Origin of the sequence: Streptomyces durocortorensis, assembly GCF_031760065.1 — a bacterium.
Classification (GTDB): domain Bacteria; phylum Actinomycetota; class Actinomycetes; order Streptomycetales; family Streptomycetaceae; genus Streptomyces.
The window spans coordinates 3668530-3692633 of record NZ_CP134500.1; the positions used below are offsets into that span (position 1 = coordinate 3668530).

At 70.3% G+C, this 24104-nt stretch carries 23 protein-coding genes, 2 tRNA genes and 1 riboswitch; of the genes, 15 read left to right on the forward strand and 10 right to left on the reverse strand.

Annotation, left to right across the window (positions count from 1 at the left end; genetic code table 11):
• The first annotated feature begins 7 nt into the window (after positions 1-7).
• From gyrA to RI138_RS16175, 3 genes are all read left to right on the forward strand, one after another.
• A complete protein-coding gene (gyrA, locus tag RI138_RS16165) occupies positions 8-2641 on the forward strand; it encodes a DNA gyrase subunit A (protein WP_096630071.1) in 2634 nt (877 codons plus the stop codon).
• A 93-nt stretch (positions 2642-2734) separates the two neighbouring features.
• Positions 2735-3313: a DUF3566 domain-containing protein gene (locus tag RI138_RS16170; RefSeq protein WP_096630072.1), complete on the forward strand. Its 579-nt coding sequence runs from the start codon at positions 2735-2737 to the stop codon at positions 3311-3313.
• 71 nt (positions 3314-3384) lie between these two features.
• A tRNA-Ile gene (locus RI138_RS16175) sits at positions 3385-3461 on the forward strand.
• 55 nt (positions 3462-3516) lie between these two features.
• On the opposite strand, the gene RI138_RS16180 is transcribed toward RI138_RS16175, so the two are convergent.
• On the reverse strand, positions 3517-4209 hold the full coding sequence (locus tag RI138_RS16180) for a hypothetical protein (protein WP_311120497.1): 693 nt from the start codon (positions 4207-4209) through the stop codon (positions 3517-3519).
• Between the two features lie 167 nt (positions 4210-4376).
• Positions 4377-4763, reverse strand: coding sequence for a DUF6344 domain-containing protein (locus tag RI138_RS16185; RefSeq protein WP_096630083.1), 387 nt, complete (start codon positions 4761-4763; stop codon positions 4377-4379).
• A gap of 290 nt (positions 4764-5053) precedes the next feature.
• On the opposite strand from RI138_RS16185, the gene RI138_RS16190 reads away from it, so the two are divergent.
• Entirely contained in the window at positions 5054-5188 is a 135-nt protein-coding gene (locus RI138_RS16190) for a DLW-39 family protein (protein WP_003958712.1), read from the forward strand.
• Between the two features lie 260 nt (positions 5189-5448).
• Complete coding sequence (locus tag RI138_RS16195) at positions 5449-6774, forward strand: hypothetical protein (RefSeq protein ID WP_311120498.1); 1326 nt, start codon at positions 5449-5451, stop codon at positions 6772-6774.
• Positions 6775-6808: 34 nt separating this feature from the next.
• On the opposite strand, the gene RI138_RS16200 is transcribed toward RI138_RS16195, so the two are convergent.
• Together RI138_RS16200 and RI138_RS16205 are read right to left on the reverse strand one after the other, a co-directional pair.
• Entirely contained in the window at positions 6809-8290 is a 1482-nt protein-coding gene (locus RI138_RS16200; protein ID WP_311120499.1) for a serine/threonine-protein kinase, read from the reverse strand.
• Positions 8291-8404: 114 nt separating this feature from the next.
• Complete coding sequence (locus RI138_RS16205) at positions 8405-8953, reverse strand: helix-turn-helix domain-containing protein (RefSeq protein ID WP_311120500.1); 549 nt, start codon at positions 8951-8953, stop codon at positions 8405-8407.
• A 179-nt stretch (positions 8954-9132) separates the two neighbouring features.
• On the opposite strand from RI138_RS16205, the gene RI138_RS16210 reads away from it, so the two are divergent.
• Positions 9133-9205 (forward strand) — tRNA-Ala (locus RI138_RS16210).
• Between the two features lie 64 nt (positions 9206-9269).
• Here RI138_RS16210 and RI138_RS16215 read toward each other — a convergent pair.
• The 4 genes from RI138_RS16215 to RI138_RS16230 are packed head-to-tail and all read right to left on the reverse strand — an operon-like array spanning position 9270 to position 14075.
• Positions 9270-11108 carry a TIM barrel protein gene (locus RI138_RS16215; RefSeq protein WP_311120501.1) on the reverse strand — a complete coding sequence of 613 codons (1839 nt, stop codon included), beginning with the start codon at positions 11106-11108 and terminating at the stop codon, positions 9270-9272.
• Positions 11109-11139: 31 nt separating this feature from the next.
• Positions 11140-11937, reverse strand: coding sequence for an ABC transporter ATP-binding protein (locus RI138_RS16220; protein ID WP_311120502.1), 798 nt, complete (start codon positions 11935-11937; stop codon positions 11140-11142).
• The gene (locus RI138_RS16225; RefSeq protein ID WP_311120503.1) at positions 11930-13015 is read right to left on the reverse strand and encodes a FecCD family ABC transporter permease; all 1086 of its coding nucleotides are present in this window, start codon (positions 13013-13015) and stop codon (positions 11930-11932) included. Before RI138_RS16225 ends, RI138_RS16220 begins: the two co-directional genes overlap by 8 nt.
• Entirely contained in the window at positions 12996-14075 is a 1080-nt protein-coding gene (locus RI138_RS16230; RefSeq protein WP_311120504.1) for an ABC transporter substrate-binding protein, read from the reverse strand. The genes RI138_RS16225 and RI138_RS16230 overlap by 20 nt, the downstream gene beginning before the upstream one ends.
• Before the next feature lie 245 nt (positions 14076-14320).
• Positions 14321-14505: riboswitch (cobalamin riboswitch) on the reverse strand.
• 615 nt (positions 14506-15120) lie between these two features.
• On the opposite strand from RI138_RS16230, the gene RI138_RS16235 reads away from it, so the two are divergent.
• Positions 15121-15627, forward strand: a complete 507-nt coding sequence (locus RI138_RS16235) for an FBP domain-containing protein (RefSeq protein ID WP_311120505.1) — start codon at positions 15121-15123, stop codon at positions 15625-15627.
• A 378-nt stretch (positions 15628-16005) separates the two neighbouring features.
• Entirely contained in the window at positions 16006-16590 is a 585-nt protein-coding gene (locus RI138_RS16240) for a TerD family protein (RefSeq protein ID WP_311120506.1), read from the forward strand.
• 96 nt (positions 16591-16686) lie between these two features.
• Here RI138_RS16240 and RI138_RS16245 read toward each other — a convergent pair whose 3' ends face one another.
• Complete coding sequence (locus RI138_RS16245; protein ID WP_096630097.1) at positions 16687-17406, reverse strand: DUF5324 family protein; 720 nt, start codon at positions 17404-17406, stop codon at positions 16687-16689.
• 281 nt (positions 17407-17687) lie between these two features.
• Here RI138_RS16245 and RI138_RS16250 point away from each other — a divergent pair, with 281 nt between their 5' ends.
• Positions 17688-18215, forward strand: coding sequence for a peptidylprolyl isomerase (locus RI138_RS16250; RefSeq protein WP_096630098.1), 528 nt, complete (start codon positions 17688-17690; stop codon positions 18213-18215).
• 145 nt (positions 18216-18360) lie between these two features.
• Complete coding sequence (locus RI138_RS16255; RefSeq protein ID WP_311120507.1) at positions 18361-19266, forward strand: rhomboid family intramembrane serine protease; 906 nt, start codon at positions 18361-18363, stop codon at positions 19264-19266.
• A gap of 412 nt (positions 19267-19678) precedes the next feature.
• Here the strand turns inward: RI138_RS16255 and crgA are convergent, their stop codons facing one another.
• The gene (gene crgA, locus RI138_RS16260) at positions 19679-19933 is read right to left on the reverse strand and encodes a cell division protein CrgA (RefSeq protein ID WP_032776522.1); all 255 of its coding nucleotides are present in this window, start codon (positions 19931-19933) and stop codon (positions 19679-19681) included.
• Between the two features lie 141 nt (positions 19934-20074).
• Here crgA and RI138_RS16265 point away from each other — a divergent pair, with 141 nt between their 5' ends.
• The 5 genes from RI138_RS16265 (at position 20075) to RI138_RS16285 (ending at position 24088) form a co-directional block, all read left to right on the forward strand.
• Positions 20075-20842, forward strand: a complete 768-nt coding sequence (locus tag RI138_RS16265; protein WP_311120508.1) for a DUF881 domain-containing protein — start codon at positions 20075-20077, stop codon at positions 20840-20842.
• A gap of 43 nt (positions 20843-20885) precedes the next feature.
• Positions 20886-21608 (forward strand): class E sortase, encoded by a 723-nt coding sequence (locus RI138_RS16270; RefSeq protein WP_311122909.1) that lies wholly within the window; start codon positions 20886-20888, stop codon positions 21606-21608.
• A 130-nt stretch (positions 21609-21738) separates the two neighbouring features.
• Positions 21739-21927 (forward strand): hypothetical protein, encoded by a 189-nt coding sequence (locus RI138_RS16275; protein ID WP_311120509.1) that lies wholly within the window; start codon positions 21739-21741, stop codon positions 21925-21927.
• Positions 21924-22562 carry an aminodeoxychorismate/anthranilate synthase component II gene (locus RI138_RS16280; protein WP_096630103.1) on the forward strand — a complete coding sequence of 213 codons (639 nt, stop codon included), beginning with the start codon at positions 21924-21926 and terminating at the stop codon, positions 22560-22562. Before RI138_RS16275 ends, RI138_RS16280 begins: the two co-directional genes overlap by 4 nt.
• Before the next feature lie 161 nt (positions 22563-22723).
• Positions 22724-24088, forward strand: a complete 1365-nt coding sequence (locus RI138_RS16285) for a class E sortase (protein ID WP_398864288.1) — start codon at positions 22724-22726, stop codon at positions 24086-24088.
• Positions 24089-24104: the final 16 nt, after the last annotated feature.

Below are 24104 nucleotides of genomic sequence, written 5' to 3' on the forward strand. Positions count from 1 at the left end.
ACCAGCAATGGCCGACGAGAACACCCCCGCCCCCGTGACGCCCGAAGAGGTTCCGCCCGTCGAGGGCGTGGGCATGCGTGTCGAGCCCGTCGGGCTTGAGACGGAGATGCAGCGCTCCTACCTCGACTACGCGATGTCCGTCATCGTCTCGCGTGCGCTGCCCGACGTACGGGACGGCCTCAAGCCCGTCCACCGCCGGGTGCTGTACGCGATGTACGACGGCGGCTACCGCCCCGAGAAGGGGTTCTACAAGTGCGCCCGCGTCGTCGGTGACGTCATGGGTACGTACCACCCGCACGGCGACTCCTCCATCTACGACGCCCTGGTGCGCCTGGCGCAGCCGTGGTCGCTGCGGATGCCGCTGGTGGACTCCAACGGCAACTTCGGTTCCCCGGGCAACGACCCGGCCGCCGCCATGCGGTACACCGAGTGCAAGATGATGCCGCTGTCCATGGAGATGGTCCGGGACATCGACGAGGAGACCGTCGACTTCCAGGACAACTACGACGGCCGCAACCAGGAGCCGACGGTCCTGCCGGCGCGCTTCCCGAACCTGCTGGTCAACGGCTCCGCGGGGATCGCGGTCGGCATGGCGACCAACATCCCGCCGCACAACCTGCGCGAGGTCGCCGCCGGTGCCCAGTGGTATCTGGAGCACCCCGAGGCCTCGCACGAGGAGCTGCTGGACGCGCTGATCGAGCGCATCAAGGGCCCCGACTTCCCCACCGGCGCACTGGTCGTGGGCCGCAAGGGCATCGAGGAGGCGTACCGCACCGGGCGCGGCTCCATCACGATGCGCGCGGTCGTCGCGGTCGAGGAGATCCAGGGCCGTCAGTGCCTGGTCGTCACGGAGCTGCCGTTCCAGACCAACCCCGACAACCTCGCGCAGAAGATCGCCGACCTGGTCAAGGACGGCAAGGTCGGCGGGATTGCGGACGTCCGCGACGAGACCTCCTCCCGTACGGGTCAGCGCCTGGTCGTGGTCCTCAAGCGGGACGCGGTCGCCAAGGTCGTCCTGAACAACCTGTACAAGCACACCGACCTCCAGACGAACTTCGGCGCCAACATGCTGGCGCTCGTCGACGGGGTGCCGCGCACGCTGTCGATCGACGCGTTCATCCGCCACTGGGTGACGCACCAGATCGAGGTCATCGTCCGGCGGACGAAGTTCCGGCTGCGCAAGGCCGAGGAGCGGGCGCACATCCTGCGCGGCCTCCTCAAGGCGCTGGACGCCATCGACGAGGTCATCGCCCTCATCCGGCGCAGCAACACGGTGGAGATCGCGCGCGAGGGCCTGATGGGCCTGCTGGAGATCGACGAGCTCCAGGCGAACGCGATCCTGGAGATGCAGCTGCGCCGACTGGCCGCGCTGGAGCACCAGAAGATCACCGCCGAGCACGACGAGCTCCAGGCGAAGATCAACGAGTACAACGAGATCCTCGCCTCGCCCGCCAAGCAGCGTGCGATCGTGAGCGAGGAACTGGCGGCGATCGTCGAGAAGTTCGGCGACGACCGGCGCTCCAAGCTGGTGCCCTTCGACGGTGACATGTCCATCGAGGACCTGATCGCCGAGGAGGACATCGTCGTCACGATCTCCCGCAGCGGCTATGTGAAGCGCACGAAGACGGACGACTACCGCTCGCAGAAGCGCGGCGGCAAGGGCGTGCGCGGGACGAAGCTCAAGGAAGACGACATCGTCGACCACTTCTTCGTCTCCACGACGCACCACTGGCTGCTCTTCTTCACCAACAAGGGCCGGGTCTACCGGGCCAAGGCCTACGAGCTCCCGGACGCCGGCCGGGACGCGCGCGGCCAGCACGTCGCCAACCTGCTGGCCTTCCAGCCGGACGAGAAGATCGCCCAGATCCTGGCGATCCGCGACTACGAGGCCGCGCCGTACCTGATCCTGGCCACGAAGGGCGGCCTGGTGAAGAAGACCGCGCTCAAGGACTACGACTCGCCCCGCTCCGGCGGTGTCATCGCGATCAACCTGCGCGAGACCCCGGACGGCAGCGACGACGAGCTGATCGGCGCCGAGCTGGTGTCGGCCGAGGACGACCTGCTGCTCATCAGCAGGAAGGCCCAGTCGATCCGGTTCACCGCGACGGACGACGCGCTGCGCCCGATGGGCCGTGCGACCTCGGGCGTCAAGGGGATGAGTTTCCGCGAGGGCGACGAGCTTCTCTCGATGAATGTCGTCCGGCCCGGTACGTTCGTGTTCACCGCCACCGACGGCGGGTACGCGAAGCGGACCCCCGTCGACGAGTACCGCGTCCAGGGCCGCGGCGGCCTCGGCATCAAGGCTGCCAAGATCGTGGAGGACCGGGGCTCGCTCGTCGGTGCGCTGGTGGTCGAGGAGACCGACGAGATCCTCGCCATCACGCTCGGCGGTGGTGTGATTCGTACGCGAGTCAATGAAGTCAGGGAGACGGGCCGTGACACCATGGGCGTCCAACTGATCAATCTGGGCAAGCGCGACGCCGTCGTCGGTATCGCGCGCAACGCCGAGGCCGGTCGTGAGGCGGAAGAGGTCGATGGGGCCGATGACGCCGAGGGCGAGACGGCCGAGGTCCACGCCGCGAGCGTGGCAGAGGGCACTGTCGAGGGCACGGAGCCTTCGACCGGGGAGCACGAGGAGTAGAGCGTGAGTGGAGCCACGGGCGCCGGTTCGGCCGCTTCCGGAGCTGGAGCGAACGGTGCCCGTGGCCCTGCCACGGACTCCCAAGGGGGCACTGTGACGGACACACGAGGGCCTCAGCCCCAGTACGAGGGTTACGCGACCGGGCCGCTGCCCGGCGAGCGTGAGCCCGCGCCGGGGCCGTCGGGGCCGTACCACCCGCCGCAGGCGTACCAGTCGCCCGACGGTGGCACCCAGGGCGGCGGCACGCTGGGCGGCGCGCAGGCGACGCGCAAGCCGCGCACGGGCGCGCGGACCACTCCGCGTACCCGCAAAGCCCGTCTGCGGGTGGCCAAGGCCGACCCGTGGTCGGTGATGAAGGTCAGCTTCCTGCTGTCGATCGCGCTGGGCATCTGCACGGTGGTGGCGGCGGCGATCCTGTGGATGGTCATGGACGCGATGGGCGTCTTCTCCACCGTGGGCGGCACGATCAGCGAGGCCACCGGCTCGAACGAGAGCAACGGCTTCGACCTCCAGTCGTTCCTGTCGCTGCCGCGGGTGCTCATCTTCACCTCGGTCATCGCCGTGATCGATGTGGTGCTGGCCACCGCGCTGGCGACGCTGGGCGCCTTCATCTACAACCTGTCGGCGGGCTTCGTGGGCGGCGTCGAGCTCACGCTGGCCGAGGACGAGTAGCGCGCCGGGTATCGATTTTGGGACTGGCCCCGACGTGCGCTAATCTTCAGAAGTCAGCGCAACAGCGCGGCGGGGCTATAGCTCAGTTGGTTAGAGCGCATCCCTGATAAGGATGAGGCCACAGGTTCAAATCCTGTTAGCCCCACCAGTACGAAGGCCAGTGAGTCACGTGACTCACTGGCCTTCGGCGTATGTGGGCGGGCTCAGCGCTGGTCGGGGGGCTGGAGCTGGATCAGGTAGCCGGGTTCCGGGTCGAAGAGCTTCAGCCATCTGGCGGCCGCGAACCAGAGAGTGGTGGGTTCGTCGGCGGCGGGGATCTGGAAGACGGCGTTCACCGGGCCCTTGCTCGCCGGGTTGAGACCGAACGACGGCCGGGGCTCCCCCTGGTCGTACCAGTATTCTTCGTAGGCACTCGTGAGCTGGGCGTCGCTCCGGGTCTGGCTGTACGCGGTGTCGTCCACGTTGAGGGTGACTGTGTCGTCGGCGGTCCATCTGGCCTCGCCCTTACCCACGTTGAGCACCTCCATGCTGACCACGCAGAACTGCTTCCCGTCCTCGGGCGTCGGGGGTGCTGTCGGTGCGCTCGGGGAGTCGTGTGCCAGGACCTTCGGGTCCAGCGGTTCGCCGCAGGTGACGTCCTCGACGGTGATCTCGAACTCGTCGGGCCGTGCCTCGTTGGTGGAGTCGATGGTCAGCTTGAACGGCTCGCCGATGCTGGACGTACCGAGGATCTCCGCGCCCGGCGGGGCGCCGGCGTCCGGGCTGCTGGTCGCCGCCGCCGGTACGGCGCTGCCGGGGCTCGACCCCGTACCGATGGAGGCTGCCCCGCAGGCCGGGAGCGCGAGGAGCGCGAGGGCGGCGCCGAGGGCCGCGAAGGTACTGCCACGAGAGCTCATCGAACGGTCCTTTCGGCGGTGCGCCGGACCTCTCCATGGTCGTCCGGTCCGCCGGGGACCGCTCGTCGGCGGACCGGACGCGTACGAAAGGGGCCCCGGGTACGCGAGAAGGCCCCCGGCCGGTGTGAAACCGGACCAGGGGCCCCGGAGCGCGGTGGCGGCCGGGATCAGGGGGGTGGCACCGGGGAGTCGCCTTCCGGGGCTGTGCGGTGGGAGTCGGCCGGGCCGGTCGTACGGGCGGTGTCCGCGGCGTCGGGCGACAGGTGGCGGGTGGCCGGGGAGGAGCCGTGGGCCTCGGCCCGGATGCGCTGCTTCATCGTGGGCGGCAGGGCCCGGTCACGCGGAAGGGTCCATCGCACCGAGGGAGCGAGTGGAGTTGCCGCGGTGGCACCCGTGTGCTCGTGGGTCGTGGCGCTCGGCTGCGCGGCGGCGTTCGTGGCGTTCGTGGCGTTCGCGGTGCTTGCCGCGGCGGTGGCGAGGCCCAGCGACGCCAGGAGGGCGAAGAAGGCGGTGACGAAGGCGGTCCAGATGTTCTTGGGCTGGAAGGTGCTCATGGCCCCTCGCTTTCGGACGGTCCGGTTGCTGACTTCTCCGATCATGTGGATCCGGGCCGAGTTTTCGGGGAGCGACGCCCGCACTGCGCCGATCTTCGGATTAACACCACTCGTATGGTGCAACCGGGTTGGACAGGTCCTCGTGCGCGGTCTGAAAGGGGTCCGGGAGGTCGTCCGGGATGCCTGGAACGGGCTGCTTTTGGGTTCCGGGGAGGTCACCGATCGGTATCGGCCGGTGTGTATAGTCGGCGGCAGAAGGCCCCTATTCCAAGGAAAGACGAGGTCGCGCGGTGAAGAAGCTTCTCCTGGTCGCACTGGCCGCCATCGGCGGGCTCCTCGTGTACCGCCAGATCCAGGCGGATCGCGCCGAGCAGGATCTGTGGACGGAGGCGACCGACTCCGTGCCCGCAGGTTCGGGTGTGTGAGACGGCACAGTCTGTTACGGGCCCCGGTCGCTGAAGCGGCCGGGGCTTCGTGCTGTCCGGGGCCGGTCGTGCCGCTGAGGCCCGCGCCCTTGGGTTCGCCGAAGCGAATTATTGGGTTGCTTGGGCAAAGGGGGTGGGGTGCGTGAGGGACAATCCGGCTGCGGCCGGAGACAGCGGCGGTGCGGGCGCGGCAGGATGGACCGGCATCGCGGCCGCGCGGCCGAGGGGCGCCGGTGGGTGAGGACGATGAGGGGAAGCGCGTGAACAGGCAGCGCAACAGGGGGCGGGTGGTGGCCGCGGCACTCGCGGCGATGTGCGCGGTGGCGGTGCTCCCGGGCCAGGCGCACGCTGCCGGTCCCGGGAAGTACGCGTTCGACCCCGCCGCGAAGAACGTGCAGGGCGCGGAGACCAACGTCGAGGCGTCCACGCTGGACGAGGGCGTCCCGTACCGCAGCACGATCGAGCCCGGCCAGAAGCTCTACTACCGGGTCACGCTGGACGACGTCTCCACCGCCTATGTCTCGGCGGTCGCGGTGCCGGGCGACAGCGGCGCGGTCGCCTACGGCGACGGCATCACCATCAGCCTCCGGGACCTCGACGACTCCCGGTGCAGCTCGGAGCGGGCGAACTTCGGCTCGGGCGGGTACGCGCGCCCCATCACCGCGTACGCCTACCGGACGCCCAAGGAGGGCGGCACCACCTGCCAGGAGGGCGGGCAGTACGACGTCCTCGTCGAGCGCGAGAGCAAGGAGACGTCCAGCCCGGCGGCCTGGGACCTGGAGCTGCGCTTCCTTCAGGAGCCGCGCCTCAAGAGCGGTGCCTCCATGCCCACCGCAGCCCCGTCGGGCTTCCCCTCGGCGACGCCCGAACCACTCGCCGGGCAGCCGCAGGAACGGTCCGGCGGGGCGGGCTACTCCGAGGCCACCGGCCTGGAGACCGGCCAGTGGAAGGACTCCGTCGCCCCGGGGGAGACCCGCTTCTACCGGGTGCCGGTGGACTGGGGCCAGCAGATCCACACCACCGCCCGGCTCGCCAACAGCCCGAACGGCAAGACGGACTTCGTGGGCAACGCGCTCACCCTGTCGCTCGACAACCCGGCCCAGGGCCATGTCGCCGACACCTCCCTCTCCTATTCCGGAAGGCCCGCCTCCACGTCGCTGAGGCCGCTGCCACCGGTGTCCTACCGCAACCGGTTCGCCTCCTCGACGCAGGTCAACACCATGCGCTTCGCGGGCTGGTACTACCTGTCGGTGAGCCTGAGCCCGAAGCTGAAGGAGAGCTACGGCAGCGAGCCGATTCGGCTGGAGCTGGCGGTCCAGGTGAAGAACAAGGCCGAGGAGTCCCCGTACGAGGGGGATGCCGGGGTCTTCGGCGTCACCGAGCGGGACAAGGACACCGCCCGGAAGGGCCAGAACCAGCAGCAGGCAGCGGAGAGCGGCACGATGCAGGTGGTCGCGGCGGCCGGCATCGGTACGGGCGCCGTGCTGGTGCTCGGTCTCGGCGTCTGGACGCTGCTGGCCCGTCGCCGTGCGGCCGGGGCTCCCGTGGCGGCCGGGCACCAACCGCCGCCGCAGCAGGGCTGGTAGCCGCAGCTCGGGCCGATGGCGGCCGGGTAGGGCCTCAGACCTGGGTCAGGGCCCAGATGCCGACCGCGAAGCAGATCAGCGCCACCACCAGCACCGGGACCGCGACCTTCGGGGGCGGTCCCGGACGCGTTGCCCGTACGGGAGCGTGGGGTGCGGCGTGCTGCACCGGGGGGCTCGGGACGTGTGGGCCCGGCTGAGCGCCCGGCTGAGGCTGCTGGGGCGGCAGCTGGGCGGTGTAGGCGCGGGTGGCCCCGGGGCCGTGCGGGACGCCGGCGGTCGCCGCCTGCGAGGGGTCCTGCGCGCCGACGGCGTACGGGGGCGGCGCGGGCGCCGGGACCGGCTCGGACGGCTGCTGCTGCTGGAACGCGGCCTGGGGCTGGTCCTGTTGCCGGGGCGGCGGGGCCAGGTGGAAGCTGCCCGTCTCCGACATCGACACGGGCGGGGCGGTGTGCGGCGGCTGGGGGGAGGGCTGTGCGGCGGGCTGTGAACCGGTCTGCTGTGCAGAACCGCCCGCCGCGGCGGGCGGTTCTGCCGTGGGCTGCCCTGCGGGCGGTTCTGCGGCGGGTGGTCCGGCGGGTGGTTCTCCGGCGGGCGGTCCAGCGGGTGAACCGGCGGGCCGCCCTGCCGTGGGCGCGGTCGCCGGGCCGTCGGGGCCGAATCCCGTCGGCAACGGGCCGATCTGGTCGAACACCTCCACCGGCTCGTCGTCCGGGCCCGCTTCGGGCAGCATCTCGACCGCCGCGGTCAGCGCCTTGCGGGCGCCCGTCGCGGTCCGGAAGCGGGCGTGCGGGTCGGGCTGGAGCAGACCGGCGAGCACCTGCCACAGCGGTTCGGGGATGCCCTCGGGGGCGCCCGGGGTGCCATGGGCGGTGAAGCGCTCGACCAGTGCCTGCGAGTCCGGCTTCTGTCCCTGGAGGAGGTAGAGCGCGACCAGGCCGACCGCGAAGAGATCCGCCGGGAAATCGGGCTCGGCGCCCATCATCTGCTCAGGGGCGAAGTAACCCGGCGTCCCGACCACGTAATTGGTCTCGGTCAGCCGGGGCTCGCCCTTGCGCATCGAGATGCCGAAGTCGGAGAGCCGCAGATGCGGGCGGCCCGTTCCGGTCGCCTCCATCAGGATGTTGGCGGGCTTGATGTCGCGGTGGATGACGCCCTCCGCGTGCACCGTGGACAGCCCGGACAGCAGCTGGTCCAGGAGGAGGCAGACGAAGCGGGGCGGCAGCGGGCCGTAGTCGCCGATGACGTGGGCGAGCGAACCGCCGCTCACCAGGTCCATGGTGAACAGGACCTTGTCGTCGTCGGCGGCCCAGCTGGCCGGGGCGAGCACATGGGGGTGCTCGATGCGCAGCGCCTGTTCGCGGACGAAGCGCAGCAGCGTGTGCGCGTCGCTCTGCTGGAGCACCTTGGCCGCCACGTACCTGCGGCGGCGGTGGTCCCAGGCCCGCCAGACGGCGCCGACCCCACCACGTCCGATCGGATCGATCAGCTCGTACCGACCAGCGAAGACCTCACCCATTGCGCTGCGCCCGCTCCCCGTCCCTGTTGCGGTACCAGGGCGCTGCGCTGTGCGCGGGCCCTGGCTCCGTCGTCGTTCGTCGCTACGTCGTCGCTACGTCGTGCTCCGGAGCTGCTAGCTCTGGTGCCCTTCGTAGTGTGCGACCGCGTCCGCGGTGCGCCCCGCGCCGTACACCCTGAGGAACTCTGCCAGCTCCGGGTGGGTCGGGGCGAGGGCGTCCGCGGCATCGATGATGTCGCCGGCCGCCGCGACGGACCTCAGCAGGGACTGGATCTCGCGCACCACGCGGCGGACGGTGGGAGCGCCGCCGGTGGAGCTGGTCTGGCCGGTGCCGGTGAGGACCGATCCGCCCTGCGACTTCTTGATCTCCTCCATCCGGTCGGTCGCCTCGCCCGCACTGACGCTGCCGTCGGCCACCTGGCTCGCCAGCTCCTGAAGGGCCTGGACGCGCTGGACCACGGCGGGGTTTCCGATCTTGGCCCGCTGGCCGCTCATCAGCTGGGAGAGCATCGGAGCGGACAGCCCGAGAACCGCGGCCAGCCGGGCCTGATTCAGGCCGAGATCATCGATCAGCCGACGGAAGAGCGCCCCCAAAGGCTCTCCGTACCAACTGCGTTGAAGGTCTCTGGCTCTTGCCGTTGCCTCTTGCTGCGCTGTGTCCATGGCGTCTCCCCTTCGCTGCGGCTTCGCTGCTGCGAACCTCGTCGAGCATCTTACGGAGAGTGGTCGTTCATCGGGAGTCCCTATCCTTTTGGAGGAATGCGGGGGGTACCCGGTACTCTGGTCTGCGACGGTAGCCCTGGCGCGGATGTGCTGGGCGTTGCCCTCGTTCGTTGTGGCCCGGGGCCTTAGCTCAGTTGGTAGAGCGCTGCCTTTGCAAGGCAGATGTCAGGAGTTCGAATCTCCTAGGCTCCACTTTTAGAAATCCCCCTTGACCTGCGGAAACGTGGGTCAGGGGGGATTTTTGTGTGCTGACATGTCAGCACGGGCGGGAGTGGCTCGGCGGTGTCCGGGGGTTGAGGGAAGCGGTGTAACGCTGGATTTCTCCGGCGGTGCGGTCGCAGCCGATCAGGACCGGCCGCGGGCCCAGGGGGTGGAGTTCGGCGGTGTGGTGGCGGGTGGTGCCGGAGCGGGGGTCGTGGGCCGTGAGGCGGTAGTGGGCGTCGGCGGTCGGGTGGAGGCTCAGGTGGTGGGCGGGCCAGTCCCATCCGTACGTACGGAAGAGCTCGCGTTCGAGGACCTGCTCGCCGGGGTGGGGAAGACAGGCCCAGCCTCGGTAGAGGTCCATCAGATCGGCGGGGTCGCCGGTGCGGTTGACCAGTTGGTCCATGCGGGCCTGGGTGAGGTTGCCCCAGACGCGGCCTTCCGGGAAATCGACCAGGGTGGGGGCGAAGCGGTGGCCGCCGAAGCTGCTGATGCGCCACACCCGTACCGTCCCCGTGCTGCCGTGGGTCCGGCGGAGCTGCTGGAAGAACGGGTAGCCGAGCGTGCCGCAGCAGGCGTCGACCGAGGCGTGGGTGCAGACGACCAGGTCACGGTGCGGGGTCGGGTCGCGGTACTGGGCGAAGGGAGTGAGGGCGGCAGGGTCGTCGGTGAAGAGACCGTCGATCAGGGCCGGGGCCCGGTCGGTGGGGATGTGGTGTTCCGTACGGGCCAGGGGAGCGGCCGGGCCCGGGGCGCGGTCGAAGCGGATGATCCGGATCAGGCCGGGGGTGGAGTACTCCGGGTCGGGTGCGGCGGCGAACGTCTTCATGGTCAGGCCGCGTTCCCCGGTGCGGCGGGTGGCGGTGCGCAGTGCGGCACGCAGGGGGGCGGGGACCCGGTCGGTCTCCCACACCGGGGTGCCCATCCCCGGTGGCCAGGGCAGGGGGAGTTCGAGCATGAGGAACCGGTCGAAGGGGCGGGCGGTGCCGATCGGGTCCTCCGCGGCGGTGCGGGCGACGAGGGAGCAGGACTGCCGGGCCGGGATCGTACGCGCCGGTTCCGGGCGGTCCGGTACGCGGCCGGCCATCGCGTCGAGCAGGTTTCGGCGGGCCCGGTCCGCCTCGGAGTCGAGCTCTTCGAGGGTGCCGAGCCTGGTGACGCTCTCCACGGCGCTCGGGCCGGTGAAGCCGTGTGCGCGCAGGGTCCGGTAGAGCTCGGTGAAGTCCACGATGCCGTCGCCGGGGGTGATCGCGGGCGGCATGCCCCCGGTGGTGGTGGCTCGGTAACGGCCGCGGACCGGGTGGTCACGGACGCCGACCGCGGCGATGTACGGGGCGAGTTCGGCCAGTCCCCGAGCGGGCGGCTCGCCGCCGTAGTGCACCAGGTTGCCCGCGTCCCAGCAGGCCCGGAAGGCGTCGTGGCCGACGCGTTCGACGACGGACAAGGTGTCGGCCGCGGTACGGGTCAGCCCGCCGTGCGGCTTGACGGCGATGGTCACCCCATGGGCGGCGGCGTACGGGGCGGCGGCTGCCATGAGCCGTAGATAGCGGGCGCCGTGGGTGAGTTCGGGACACCCCATGTCGACCAGGGTCGGCACCTCCAGCCTGGCGCAGTGGTCGATCTGACGGCGCAGCGCGCCCAGCGCCCGGTCGTCGCCACGGTCCAGGTCGGCGGCGTGGCTGAGAACCAGCAGCCGCAGCCCGTGGTCGCGGATGAGCGCGCCGATCTCCTCGGCCCCTGCGGCCGGGGTGTCGGGGGTGATCACCTCGGTGACCCCGTGCACCGGGAGGGCGACCGCGTTGAAACCGGCCGTACGGATGCCGTGCAGCGCACGCTGAAGCGGGAACTGCGCCCAGGGGCGCACCGTGCAGGCGATGGCGGGCAGGGATGTCATGGACGGCACCTCTCCGGCCGGTGGGCGGTGGTCATGAGGGCAGCTCCTGGTCGTAACGGGTGACGATCACTCGGCGGGGCGCGCCACCGAATTCCTCGTCGAGGACGAGGGTGTGTGCGCGGACGCCGTACAGGGCCCCGACGGTGCTGTCGGTGAGCAGTCCCGCGGCCGGGCCGACCCGTACATCGGTGCCGCCGAACATGAGCATCGCGGTGTCGGCGATCTCCACCGCGTGGTCGGGGTGATGGGTGGTCAGCACGATGGTGCGGCCCTCGTCGGCGAGGCCGCGCAGCAGATGCAGCACTCTGCCCTGGTTGCGCAGATCCAGCGCGGCCGCGGGCTCGTCGAGGACGAGTACCGGGCCCTGGCCGACGATCGCCCGTGCGATCAGCACCAGTTGGCGCTCTCCCCCGCTCAGCGTCGGGTAGTCGCGGTCGGCCAGATGGGTGAGCCCGACTCGCTCCAGGGCTCCATGGGCGAGTTCGTGGTCCCGGCGGCCAGGGGTGGCCAGCGGACGCAGGTGGCGTGCGCGGCCCATCAGCACCATGTCCAGGACGGTGTAGGCGAAGGTGGTGTGGTGGCTCTGCGGGACGAAGCCGACCGCGCCGTCGGCCCGTATCCGTCCTTCGGTGGGTGTGGTGAGGCCGGCGACACAGCGCAGGAGGGTGGTCTTGCCGCGGCCGTTCGGTCCGAGGACGGTGAGGATCTCGCCGGGGGCGAGCCGGTGGGAGACGTCGCGGAAGAGCCACCGTCCGGATTCGTTTCCGGATTCGTTTCCGGGTTCCTTTCCGGGGTCGTGGGAGAAGCCGAGGCCGTCGAACTCAAGCATCGGACCACATCCGTCGGCGGCTGCGGTGCAGCAGGAGGAGGAAGACCGGCGCCCCGATCAGCGCGGTGAGGACGCCCAGCGGGATCTCGGCCACGCCCAGGTTGCGGGTCACGGTGTCGATGACGGTGAGGTACGCCGCACCCAGGCCGAGGCTCACCGGGATGAGTACCCGGTGGTCGGGGCCGACCCACAGCCGGGCCAGATGCGGCACCACCAGCCCCACCCAGCCGATGACGCCGCTCACCGCGACCGCTCCGGCGACGACCGCGGCCACCGCGGTGAGCAGCATCCAGCGCAGCTGCCCCGGGCGCAGTCCGAGGATCTTGGCGTCCTCGTCCCCGAGGGAGAGAACGTTGATCCGCCAGCGCAGTGCGTAGATCAGCGCCCCACCGAGCAGGACCGGCACCGCGGCCACGGCGACCTTGCCGTAGGTGGCCGTGGCCAGACTGCCCAGCAGCCAGAACACGATGGACTGGAGCTCGCCGTAGGGGTCGGCGAGATACGTGAGCAGGGAGACCAGCGCCGAGAAGAACGCTCCGACGACGATGCCGGCGAGCACGATCGTCAGCGGTGGCGCGGGTCCGCGAACCCGGCTGGTGGCGAACACCGCCACCAGCGCGAGCAGCCCGAAGCCGAACGAGCCGAGAACCAGCGCGGCCGACCCCAGGCCGAGCACGATCGCGAGCGCCCCGCCGAAGGACGCTCCGGAGGAGACACCGAGGATCTGCGGGCTGACGATCGGGTTGCCGAAGACTGCCTGGAGCGCCGCACCGCAGACCGCGAGCCCCGCGCCGACCAGCATGGCCAGCAGTACCCGCGGCAGCCGCACGTGGAGCACGGCGGCCTCCTCGGTGTCCGACCAGGTCCGTTCGACCGGGAGTATCCGCCCGAGCAGGATCCGTACGACGTCGTCGAAGCCGACCGTGTAGCGGCCGACGCCGAGGGCGATGACGCCGATGAGCAGCACGGCGACCGGCAGCCCGATCAGCGCTGAACGCTGCCGTCGGCGCCCGATGGCCGGCACGGCAGCGGGGCCGGTGCCGCGCCCCTCTGTCCGCTCAGCGGCCGAAGTCGTCATAGTCCCGGGAGCCGGAGTTGGCCGACAGCTTGAGGATGGTGTCCAGCTGGCTGTCGGTGGGCTCGGCGCCGTAGAGGAAGGCGTACTCACGGACGACCTCGGCCCGCAGTCCCGCGCCCCCGGTGCCGTGGACCAGACCGGCGAGCCACTGCCACATCAGCGGTGACTCCTGGCTGGGCGGATCCCACCGGTATCCGCCCAGCGGCACCTTGTAGATACGACGCCCCCGCACAGCCCGCAGGCTTGCCAGCGCGGGGTCGTCGTACATGTCCTGTGGTGTGGCCGGGCCGAAGTTGCCGAGCAGGATGATGTCGGGGTCCCACCTCAGCAGCTGTTCGACATCGATGGTGGCCTGTTCGGCCTTGATCTCGGCGGCGGGATTGCGGCCACCGACGAGCTCGGTGACGAAGTGGTTGTACGAGTCGCCCCCTCCGACCTGCAGACCGTCGGCGGCTCCGCGCAGATAGAGCACGGACGGCGGGGGGCCCGCTCGGCCGGGAATCTCCGTGCGCAGCTTCTTCAGCCGCCGGCGCATGCCGTCGGCGATACGGTCGGCCCGGTCCTGCTTGCCGAGCAGCCGGCCGTACATGGCGATGGCGCCCTCCAGGTCCGCCTGGGTGCCATAGGTGAGCTGAGCGACCTTCAGACCCGCTTTGCGCAGCGGGTCGACGATGCCCGGGCCCCGGTCTCCCCACTGGATCACCACATCAGGTCGCCGTGCGAGGACGCTCTCCACATTGGGTGCGAACTCGGCACCGGCCACATCGGTGGGCACCTTGAGCAGCTCCGGATGCGCCTCGCCCAGGAAGCTGCCCTTGATCGCGGTGAGTGACGCGGCGTTCATACCGGCCAGCACATCCGGCCCCCCGTTCACCGCGACCACCATGGACGCGGCGGGCAGCGGGATCGTCACCACCCGGCGTGCCGGTCCCGGCAGTTCGAGATTCTTACCGGTCAGATCGGTGACGGTCAGCCCCTTGCCGGACTTCTCCTGCCCGGTACGTCCGCAGGCGGTCCCCAGGAGGGGCAGGGCGGCCGCGGCGAGCGCGCCTCCCAGCAACCGGCGACGCGAAACGTCCAGGCTCGGCCGGGGGCCAGGGGGTGTCCTCCGGGAAAACACGGCAGGCATCCGGGTTCCTCTCGCGTCCGGGGTACAGGCCGCCAGGGGACCGGCACCCGGGACGGCGGCGCACGTCGGCTTCGGCCCACCGGGCCGCACCCGCCGCATGCCGAGCACCCGAACGAACCTGCCGCACATACCGTTGCGGCAGGCCGCTTGCACGCCTCCTGGGGTCCACGCCCCGTGGATGGTGTCCGCGACAGGTCAGTGTCCTGACTCCCGGATCGTCGCTCACCCCGACCTTCCAGCCTTCCGGCCGTGGTCGTGCGTGGGGTCCGCTCCCCGGTCACAGTGGCGGGACCGTGCCGGATTCCCACCGGCTTCCTGGTTCCCGTCGCGAGCGTAGATGACCCACAGTAGCCAACCCGTCCGCACGGCGAAAGAGGGCCAGGTCGGCGCACTGGCGCAGGGGCGGACAGTCATGCCGGGCCCGGGACCTGAGGGTCCGTTGCGGGACCATGGCTCTGTCCAAGGCCAGGACCAGGAAGGAGACTGTCGATCCCGCCCTCCGGCTCCATGCCGACCACATCGTCCGCGCCGACCCCGAGCCGCCTCAGGTGGTGGGCCAGGCGTTTGGCCTGAGCCGCTCCTGCGGGCGGCAAGGGTGGAATCTCCGCCGCAGGCGAAGAAGTCGTCGTTGCGCGCGGACTCGGAGAGGCCGAGAACACAGACGAACATACCCGAGAGTCGTGCCTCTATTTGTTTTCCTGAGATGATGCGCGCAGGCTCGTCTGCTCCGACTGCAAAAGAGAGAGTCCATCGGTGCTGCGGACTTTGCCTGTCCGGAGCGGTACGGCTCGATTCCGTACTTCGCAGCGGATGAAACGAGCGGAGTCGGTGGCTCACCTACCTGCATGACGGCAACGCGAGCACCCGGCATATCGGGCAATAGTGGTGCAAACTGGATCGCTATTCCTTCAGGTTCGGCGGTCTCCACCGAAAATCACGCGTTCCCCCCTGGGTGCCTCCGATATATTTACTGACCATGGACCCATTGAGTGAGAAAGTCATCCGGAATTCCTTTGTGAACTGCACCAAGGGGGAGGCGTCCCGGCTGCGCCTGCCGCTCGGTTTCGGCGAACTTACCTGGGAAGACCTGGACTTCCTCGGCTGGGTCGACCCTGGCGCGCTGCTGCGGTCGCACATCGTCATGCCGGGACACGGCGGGCCGCGCGCCATCACCCTGCGTGTTTCCAGCGCCGCCCGGAAGGGCGTGATGAAGTCCAGCATGTGTCAGATATGCCTGACCCCGCATTCGTCGTCCGGTGTCAACCTCTTTGTCGCGCCGCTGGCCGGCCCATCCGGACGGCAGGGCAATACCGTGGGCATCTATATGTGCGCGGACCTGGCCTGTTCCTTGTACATGCGCGGGAAGCGGCAGCCCAAACTGCGTTTCAGTCAGTACGAGGAATCGCTCACCCTGGACGAGCGCATCGCGCGAGCGATGGACAACCTCAACAAATTCGCGGACAAGGTGGCGGGGATCGCCTGAGAGACAGGCCGGACCGAATACGTCGGACGCCCCTGCCTCGTGTTGTTTCCGGGGGCGGGGCGGGCCGCGCCGAAGTCCTGCGTCCACCCGTCGGGCACCCGCGAGTACGTCGAACGGGTCTCGCACATGCGCGCGGAGGTCCGCACCCTCGCCGACCAGTTCATCCGACCGGACGATCGCCAAGCGCATGGGCATGTCCGTGCGCGCCCGCCGCCGCAACGTCGCTGAGATCATGGAGCGTCCCGGTGCCGAGAGCCGCTTCCAGGCGGGCTGCCCGCTGCGCACCGGACGGACATCTTCACCATCCCCGAATCCCCGCAGGGCGGAGCACCAGGCACACTTCATCCGTAAACAGTCGAGCCACCAAAGGACTCAGGCATGATCACGCTGAAGAAGGAAGACGGCCCGGCGGATCTGGGCGGGGTGACCCACCTGTCCATCGGGGTGTCCTGGGACCCGACCGTCGGGAGCAGCGGCGGGCTGATGGGGAAGATCCGGCAGAAGGCCGGGACGGACCTCGACCTGATCGCCATCGCGATGCAGGGCGAGGACCCCGTACGGCTGGCCGGTCTGGACTCCCTGGACCCGCTGGGCAACGGCTCGCTCGTGCACAGCGGTGACAACCAGACCGGGCACGGGGACGGCGACGACGAGACGGTGACCGTCGAGTTCGCACGGGTGCCGTCGAACATCACGGCCATCGTGTTCGTCGCCGCCGCGTACAAGAAGCGCAGCGCCTTCAAGAACGCGCGCAACATCAGCTTCAAGGTGTACGACGCGACGGGCGGCAGCACGCAGCAGGTCGCCGACATCTGGCCGAGCCTGCTCACCCAGGACAACGGCTGCGCGGTGGCCAAGGCGATCCGGGACGGCGCGGGCTGGAAGCTCCAGGTGATCAACGAGACCGGGAAGATCAAGCAGGGGGACGAGCAGGCCCTGATGCGCTTCGCCGTGAGCAAGTAGAGAGGGCGCGAGCAACCAGGACGACGCACGAACGCGGCTGCGGAACCACCGGGGTGGTTCCGCAGCCGCGTTCGTGCTCTCCCCGGGCCTTCGCCGTCAGGGCCGGTCGTCCGGGCCGGGGTTGTCCCCGTTGCCCGCCTCGGCCTCGGCCTGCTTGGCGCGGACCTCCGGGTCGAGGTCCGACCGGTCGCTGCCGTCGACCGAGCTGAGCGGCGAACGCTCGTCGCCGACCTCGGTGGGGGCGGGCGGCTCGACCAGCCAGTCCGGGTTGGCCTGCTTGTCCCACCAGCGCCAGGCGGCGTAGGCGCCGCCCGCGAGGACCCCCAGCACCAGGAAGCCCTTCGCGGCCCGGCCCGCCTTGGCCCGCCGCTGGTGCTTCCTGGCCAGCTTCTGGATCTCCTTGGCCGTCACCTGCGTCCGCAGCGCCGCCAGGGCCGCCGCGCTGCGGGCGGAGGCCTGCTCGGCCATGGGCTGGGCCACGGCGCGGGCGTGCTCGACGCGCGGCGCCGTGTAATCGGCGGCGCTCCGTGCGGCCTTCCTGGTCGAGGCCGCCGCACGCTGCGCGGCCTCGTCGACCCGGGGCGGCACATGGCTCCGGGCCTGTTCGATGCGCGGTGCGAGATGCGAGTCGTACTGGACACGGGCCTGTTCGGCCGCCTTGGTCACCTTGGGTGCGAGTCGCACGCGGGTCTCGTGCGCGTAATGGGTCGCCTGCTCCTTGGCCGTGCCGGCGTAGGGCGCCACCACTTCCGCGGCGTGCCGCGCGCTGCACTTCGCCGAGTCGGTTGCGGCGCGCACGCTGTCGATGCGGGTCACGGGATCCTCCTCCTTGGTGGCGGGTAGGTACTCCGCCTGTCCGCCCAGTTCGAAATCATGCCTGCCGCGGCCATGACCGGCATGCGGGACGGGCATCCGGGTCATGATCGCCGTTTGGGGTCATAACGGTGTATCCGAAGTGTGCCGACGACAATGCCACGGTTCGCTCCTGAACGCGCCGTTTCGCCCGGCATCCGGCCGTACGTTTCCCGGTCCGTGGGAGGATCGGCGGACGTCGGCGGAGGATGCGGACGTCAGCGAAGGATGAGGGAAGGCGGATCGTGGCCGAGCAGCTTTACGCCACTCTGAAGACCAATCAGGGCGATATCGAGATCCGGCTCCTGCCGAACCACGCCCCCAAGACCGTCAGGAACTTCGTCGAGCTGGCCACCGGGCAGCGTGAGTGGGTCAACCCCGAGACCGGCGAGACCACCACGGACCGGCTGTACGACGGTACGGTCTTCCACCGCGTCATCAGCGGTTTCATGATCCAGGGTGGAGACCCCCTGGGGAACGGCACGGGCGGTCCGGGCTACCAGTTCGCCGACGAGTTCCACCCCGAGCTGGGCTTCACCCAGCCGTATCTGCTGGCCATGGCCAACGCGGGGCCGGGGACGAACGGCTCGCAGTTCTTCCTGACGGTGTCACCCACCGCCTGGCTGACAGGCAAGCACACCATCTTCGGCGAGGTGGCCGACGATGCGGGCCGCCGGGTCGTCGACGCCATCGCGGCCACCCCGACCAACCCGCGCACCGACCGTCCCCTGAAGGACGTGGTGATCGAGTCGGTGGTCGTCGAGACCCGCTGACGCCCGCCGACCGCTCCGCGGCACGCCGCTGACACCGGCCGGGAACCAACCGCCCCGCCCGTCCGTACATGTTCATAGCGGGCCGGCGGGGCGGTCGCGTCCGCGCCGCCGGAAGCACGAGGACCCGAGAGGCAGGCCAGGAGCGATGGACCAGCAGCCGCCGCCAGACCGTGACGCCTCGGCGGGCGGCGTGCCGACGCCGACCTGCTATCGGCACCCGGGCCGCGAGACGGGGATCAGCTGTACGCGCTGTGAGCGGCCGATCTGCACCGAGTGCATGGTCAGCGCCTCGGTCGGCTTTCAGTGTCCCGACTGCGTACGCCAGGGTTCCGGCACCGGCCACCACCCGGCGGCGAGCCGTCCGCGCACCCTGGCGGGCGGGACGGTGGCCGCCGATCCGCGGCTGGTCACCAAGATCCTGCTCGGCATCAATCTGGCGGTCTTCGTCCTGGTCGCCGCAGCCGGTCCCACCCTGCTCAACGATCTGACGCTGCTCGGGCGGGCCTGGGACCCCACTCCGCCGCCGGGGTCCATCGAGGGCGTCGCCGAGGGCCAGTGGTATCGCCTGGTGACCTCGATGTTCCTGCACCAGGAGGTGTGGCACATCGGGTTCAACATGCTGGGGCTGTGGTGGCTCGGCGGACAGCTGGAGGCCGCGCTCGGCCGGTCCCGCTATCTCGCGCTCTATCTGCTGTCCGGCCTCGCGGGCAGCGCGCTGACCTATCTGATCGCCGCGCCGAACCAGGGGTCGCTCGGCGCCTCCGGCGCGGTCTACGGCCTGTTCGGCGCCACCGCGGTCCTGATGCGCCGGATGAACTACGACATGCGCCCGGTGCTGGTGCTGCTCGCGCTGAACCTGGTCTTCACCTTCACCTGGGGCGGTATCGCCTGGGAGGCGCACGTCGGCGGTCTGGTGGCGGGCGTCGCCATCGCTCTCGGCATGGTGCACGCCCCGCGCGAGCACCGCACGCTGGTGCAGGCCGGCACCTGTGCGCTGGTCCTGTTGGCCACCCTCGGGATCGTCGTCGCCAGGACAATCGCGCTCACCTGAGCGGAATGGGGCTCTTCACCCCCAGGGTGACCGAAGTTGTCCACAGTGTGCGCGAAATCTTGCGTGGAGCAAGAGGAACATCTGTGCCACTTGTCGCTGACCTGGGTTTTCTCACCTGATCCACGGAGTGCAGCCCCCCTCGATGAGGGAGGCTGCAGTCACACCGGCGTCAACTTGAGTGGAGGTTATCCACAGATCGTCTGACCTTTTCCCCCGGCTGTGGATAACTCTGTGGGTAACTCAGGGCAAGGCTTGCGCGGGTGGGTGCCGCACAGGTATCAGCGGAGCCGTGCAGGCACCAGCGGTGCCGCGCAGGAAGGAGCCGTGCCGGTACCGGCGGCGCCGTGCGGGAAGAACGGTGCAGGCACCAGCGGTGCCGCGCAGGAATCAGTAGAGCTGACCGGGGTCCGCTCTACTTCCACTGCGTCGACACGGCGAAGCCACCGGCGATGAAGCCGAAGCCGACCACGATGTTCCAGTTGCCCAGGGCGTCGATCGGCAGATCGCCTTCGGTCACGTAGAACACCACGATCCAGGCCAGTCCGATGAGGAACAGGGCCAGCATCACCGGAGCCACCCAGCTGCGGTTGGTCAGCTTTATGGCCGTTGCCTGCTTCGCCGGGGGCGGCGTGAAGTCGGCCTTCTTGCGGATACGTGACTTCGGCACGAGGGACTCTCCTGTCGATGCGCTGCGTGACCGCGCAGGGATCTGTGGCGGGCGCCGGGGGCGGGTGCCAGGGGGAATGCTGCCTCCCCCAAGCGTCCGTTAGCGTAGTGCTTCCCTGGCGCCTGATGAGATAAGGGTACGTTGAGCAATTCTGCCGACTCCCCCGAAGGCCCGGCCCGGCACACCTCCGTGTGGGCGGCCCGGGCACTCACCGCTGCGGTTTTCGCCCTGGCCGGACTCATCTTCGTCACCAGCGCCAACGCCGCCAAGGGCACCGATCTACGCAGCGACTCCTCCCTGCTCAAGCTCTCCGACCTGATCAGGGAGCGCAGTGAGAAGAACGCCGAGCTGAACGAGTCGACGGCGGCCGTGCGCTCGGACATCGAGGCCCTCGCCCAGCGTGACGACGGCTCCACCAAGGCCGAGGACGCCAAGCTGGAGGCCCTGGAGAAGGCGGCGGGTACCACCGAGATCACCGGCCACTCCGTCAGTGTGACCCTCGACGACGCGCCCCCCGACGCCACCGCCAACCCGGGCTACCCCGAGCCGCAGCCCAATGACCTGGTCATCCACCAGCAGGACCTGCAAGCCGTGGTGAACGCGCTGTGGCAGGGCGGGGCCCGGGGAATCCAGGTGATGGACCAGCGGCTCATCTCCACCAGCGCGGTGCGCTGCGTCGGCAACACCCTGATCCTCCAGGGCCGCGTCTACTCCCCGCCGTACAAGGTCACCGCGATCGGTGACCCGGGCAGGCTCAAGCGGGCGCTCAACGACTCCACCGCGATCCAGAACTACCAGCTGTATGTGAAGGCGTACGGGCTGGGCTGGAAAGTCGACGAGAACGAGGCGGTGACTCTTCCCGGCTACTCGGGCACAGTGGATCTCCACTACGCGAAGCCTGCGGAGTGAACCCGAGCTGATCCCCCGGGGAGGCCGTCCGGTGTCGTTACGACTGTCGGTGCGACTCGTCGTCAGAACCTTCAGCGAACTGTGCATCACCGTGGGCACGCTGATCGTGCTCTTCGTCGTCCACATCCTGTTCTGGACCGGGGTGAAGGCGGCCGACGCCGCCGAGGGCGAGATCGACAGCCTGCACAGCCAGTGGGCCCGGCAGCCGGTGACGCCCGCCCCGCCACCCGCCTCCACCGGCCCCTCCCCCTCCCTCTCCGCCGAGCCCTCCCCCTCGGCCGCTCCGGCCCCGTACCGCGCCGGAAAGCCCTTCGCGACGATGCACATCCCCCGCTTCGGCTCCGGTTGGGAGTGGCCGGTGCTGGAGAACACCGAGGCCAGGACCTTGCAGAAGGGGCTCGGGCACTACAGCGGAACCGCCCGCCCCGGCGACACGGGCAACTTCGCGGTGGCCGGGCACCGGCGGACGTACGGCGACCCTTTCAAGGACTTCCCGAAGCTGCGCCCCGGGGACGCGGTGATCGTCAACGACGGCACGACCTGGTTCACGTACCGCATCGCGAAGGAGCCGTACCGGACCGTGCCCACCGACACGGGGGCCGTCGACCCCGTGCCGCGCGGCTCCGGCTTCGAGGAGCCCGGCCGCTATCTGACACTCACCACCTGCGAGCCCGAGTGGGGCAGCAGCCACCGGCTGATCGCCTGGGCCCACCTGGACGCGACCCGGCCGGTGGCCGAGGGGAAGCCGCCGGACCTCACCGGCTGACCTGCGTCGGACCCGCCCGACCCGTGCCCGCCTCGCGCCCGGCCCGCGCCCGACTCGTGGTTTTCCACAGCTGACCCCCGCTCCGGCCGCGGCACTCTAGTCTGGTGCGGGTACCGAATGGAGGGGTCGAATGTACGGCTGGATCTGGCGGCATCTGCCGGGCAACGCATGGGTGCGGAGCATCATCTCGCTCGTGCTGGTTCTGGCGGTCGTCTACGCCCTGTTCCAGTACGTCTTCCCGTGGGCGGAACCGCTGCTTCCGTTCGGTGATGTGACCGTCGACGGCGAGAGCGCCGGTGGAGCAGGAGCCGACCAGTGAGCGCACGCATCCTCGTCGTGGACAACTACGACAGCTTCGTCTTCAACCTCGTCCAGTATCTCTACCAGCTCGGCGCCGAGTGCGAGGTCCTGCGCAACGACGAAGTGACCACCGCCCATGCCCAGGACGGTTTCGACGGGGTCCTGCTCTCGCCGGGCCCCGGCACGCCCGAGCAGGCCGGCGTCTGCGTCGAGATGGTCCGGCACTGTGCGGACACCGGCGTTCCGGTCTTCGGCGTCTGTCTGGGGATGCAGTCGATGGCGGTCGCGTACGGCGGTGTCGTCGACCGGGCCCCCGAACTGCTGCACGGTAAGACCTCCCCGGTGACCCACGAGGGCAAGGGCGTCTTCGCCGGGTTGCCCTCCCCCTTCACCGCGACCCGCTACCACTCGCTCGCCGCCGAACCGGCCGCGCTGCCACCGGAGCTGGAGGTCACGGCCCGCACGGCGGACGGCATCATCATGGGGCTGCGCCACCGTGACCGGGCCGTGGAGGGTGTGCAGTTCCACCCCGAGTCGGTGCTCACCGAGCACGGCCATCTGATGCTCGCCAACTGGCTGGAGCAGTGCGGCGACCAGGGGGCCGTCGCGCGGTCGGCGGGGCTCGCGCCGGTGGTGGGCAAGGCCGCCGCGTGAACCCGGGCCGCCCCCAGGACGCCGGCCAGGAGGGCGGCCCGTACGCGCAAGGGGCGTACGGGACCGACGGCGGGTTCGTGGCGGCGGTGGGCGGCCTCACGGATCCGCTGAACGATCCCCTCCCGGGGCAGCACGCCTCGCCGTGGTTCCGGGCGGACAGCATCCCGGGCGCCCAGGACGGACCGGACGAGCCTGCTCCCGGCAGGCCGGCACCCGAGGCCCAGCAGAGGGCCTACCAGGACCTCCAGCAGCCCCAGGGAGCGCCGGACGAGTGGTACGACCCCGAGGGCTACCAACGGGACTGGTACGGCTCCCAGCGGCCGCCTGCGCCCGAAGCGGGTTCCGTGCCTGGCGCGGGTTCTGCGACGGGTGCGGGCGCTGTGCCGGGAGCGGCTTTCGCGCCGGACCCGGTCCCCGTGCTCGACCCGGACCCGGTCCTCGACGCGGCCCACCCGGCCTCCGTGCTCACCCCCGGACCGGTGTCGCGCCCCGACGAGACGATGGGGCTCCGGACGGCGGCCCCCCGGCGAATAGCGTCGCCCGAGGAGCAGGGGGGGCTGGCCCTCGCCCCGGACCCGGACTCGGACCGGGATCTGGGCCCGGACCGGGACTTGGGCCCGGACCCGGCCGCCGAGCCCCGTACCGATTCCCGCACAGAGCCCCGTACCGAGGTCCTCAGCCGCATCTCGGACGGGCCCGCCCCCGCCCCCGGCGGGCGGGCCGAGCGGCGCAGGGCGGCCAAGGGGCGCGGCCGTCGGCGCCCGGGACCGGCCGCTCCACCGGCCACGGCGTCCGCCGTGCCCACCGCGCCGATGTCCCGAGTGGAGGCGCGGCGTGCGGCGCGGGCGGCGAAGGACAGCCCGGCGGTGGTCGCCAGCCGGGTGGTCGGCGAGCTGTTCATCTCCCTCGGCGTCCTGATGCTGCTCTTCGTCACCTATCAGCTCTGGTGGACCAACATCCGGGCCGAGCAGATCGCGGGCCGCGAGACGGACAAGATCCAGGACGAGTGGGCCAACGGCGACCGCAAGCCGGGGGTGTTCGCCCCCGGACAGGGTTTCGCGATCATGCACATCCCGAAGCTGGACGTCGTCGTCCCGATCGCCGAGGGCATCGACAAGGAGAAGGTCCTCGACCGGGGGATGGTCGGCCACTACGGCGAGGGCAAGCTGAAGACGGCGATGCCCGAGGACGAGCTGGGCAACTTCGCAGTGGCCGGGCACCGCAACACCCACGGTGAGCCGTTCCGCTACATCAACAAGCTCAGCCCCGGTGACCCGATCGTGGTCGAGACGCGCGACGCGTACTACACGTACGAGATGTCGAGCATCCTGCCGCAGACATCGCCGTCCAACATCTCGGTGATCGAACCGGTGCCGGTGGGTTCCGGGTTCACCAAGCCGGACCGGTACATCACGCTGACGACCTGCACACCGGAGTTCACGAGTACCTACCGGCTGATCGTCTGGGGCAAGATGGTCGACGAACGGCCGCGCAGCGAAGGGAAGCCCAACGCGCTCGTGGGCTGAACCATCATCACGACAG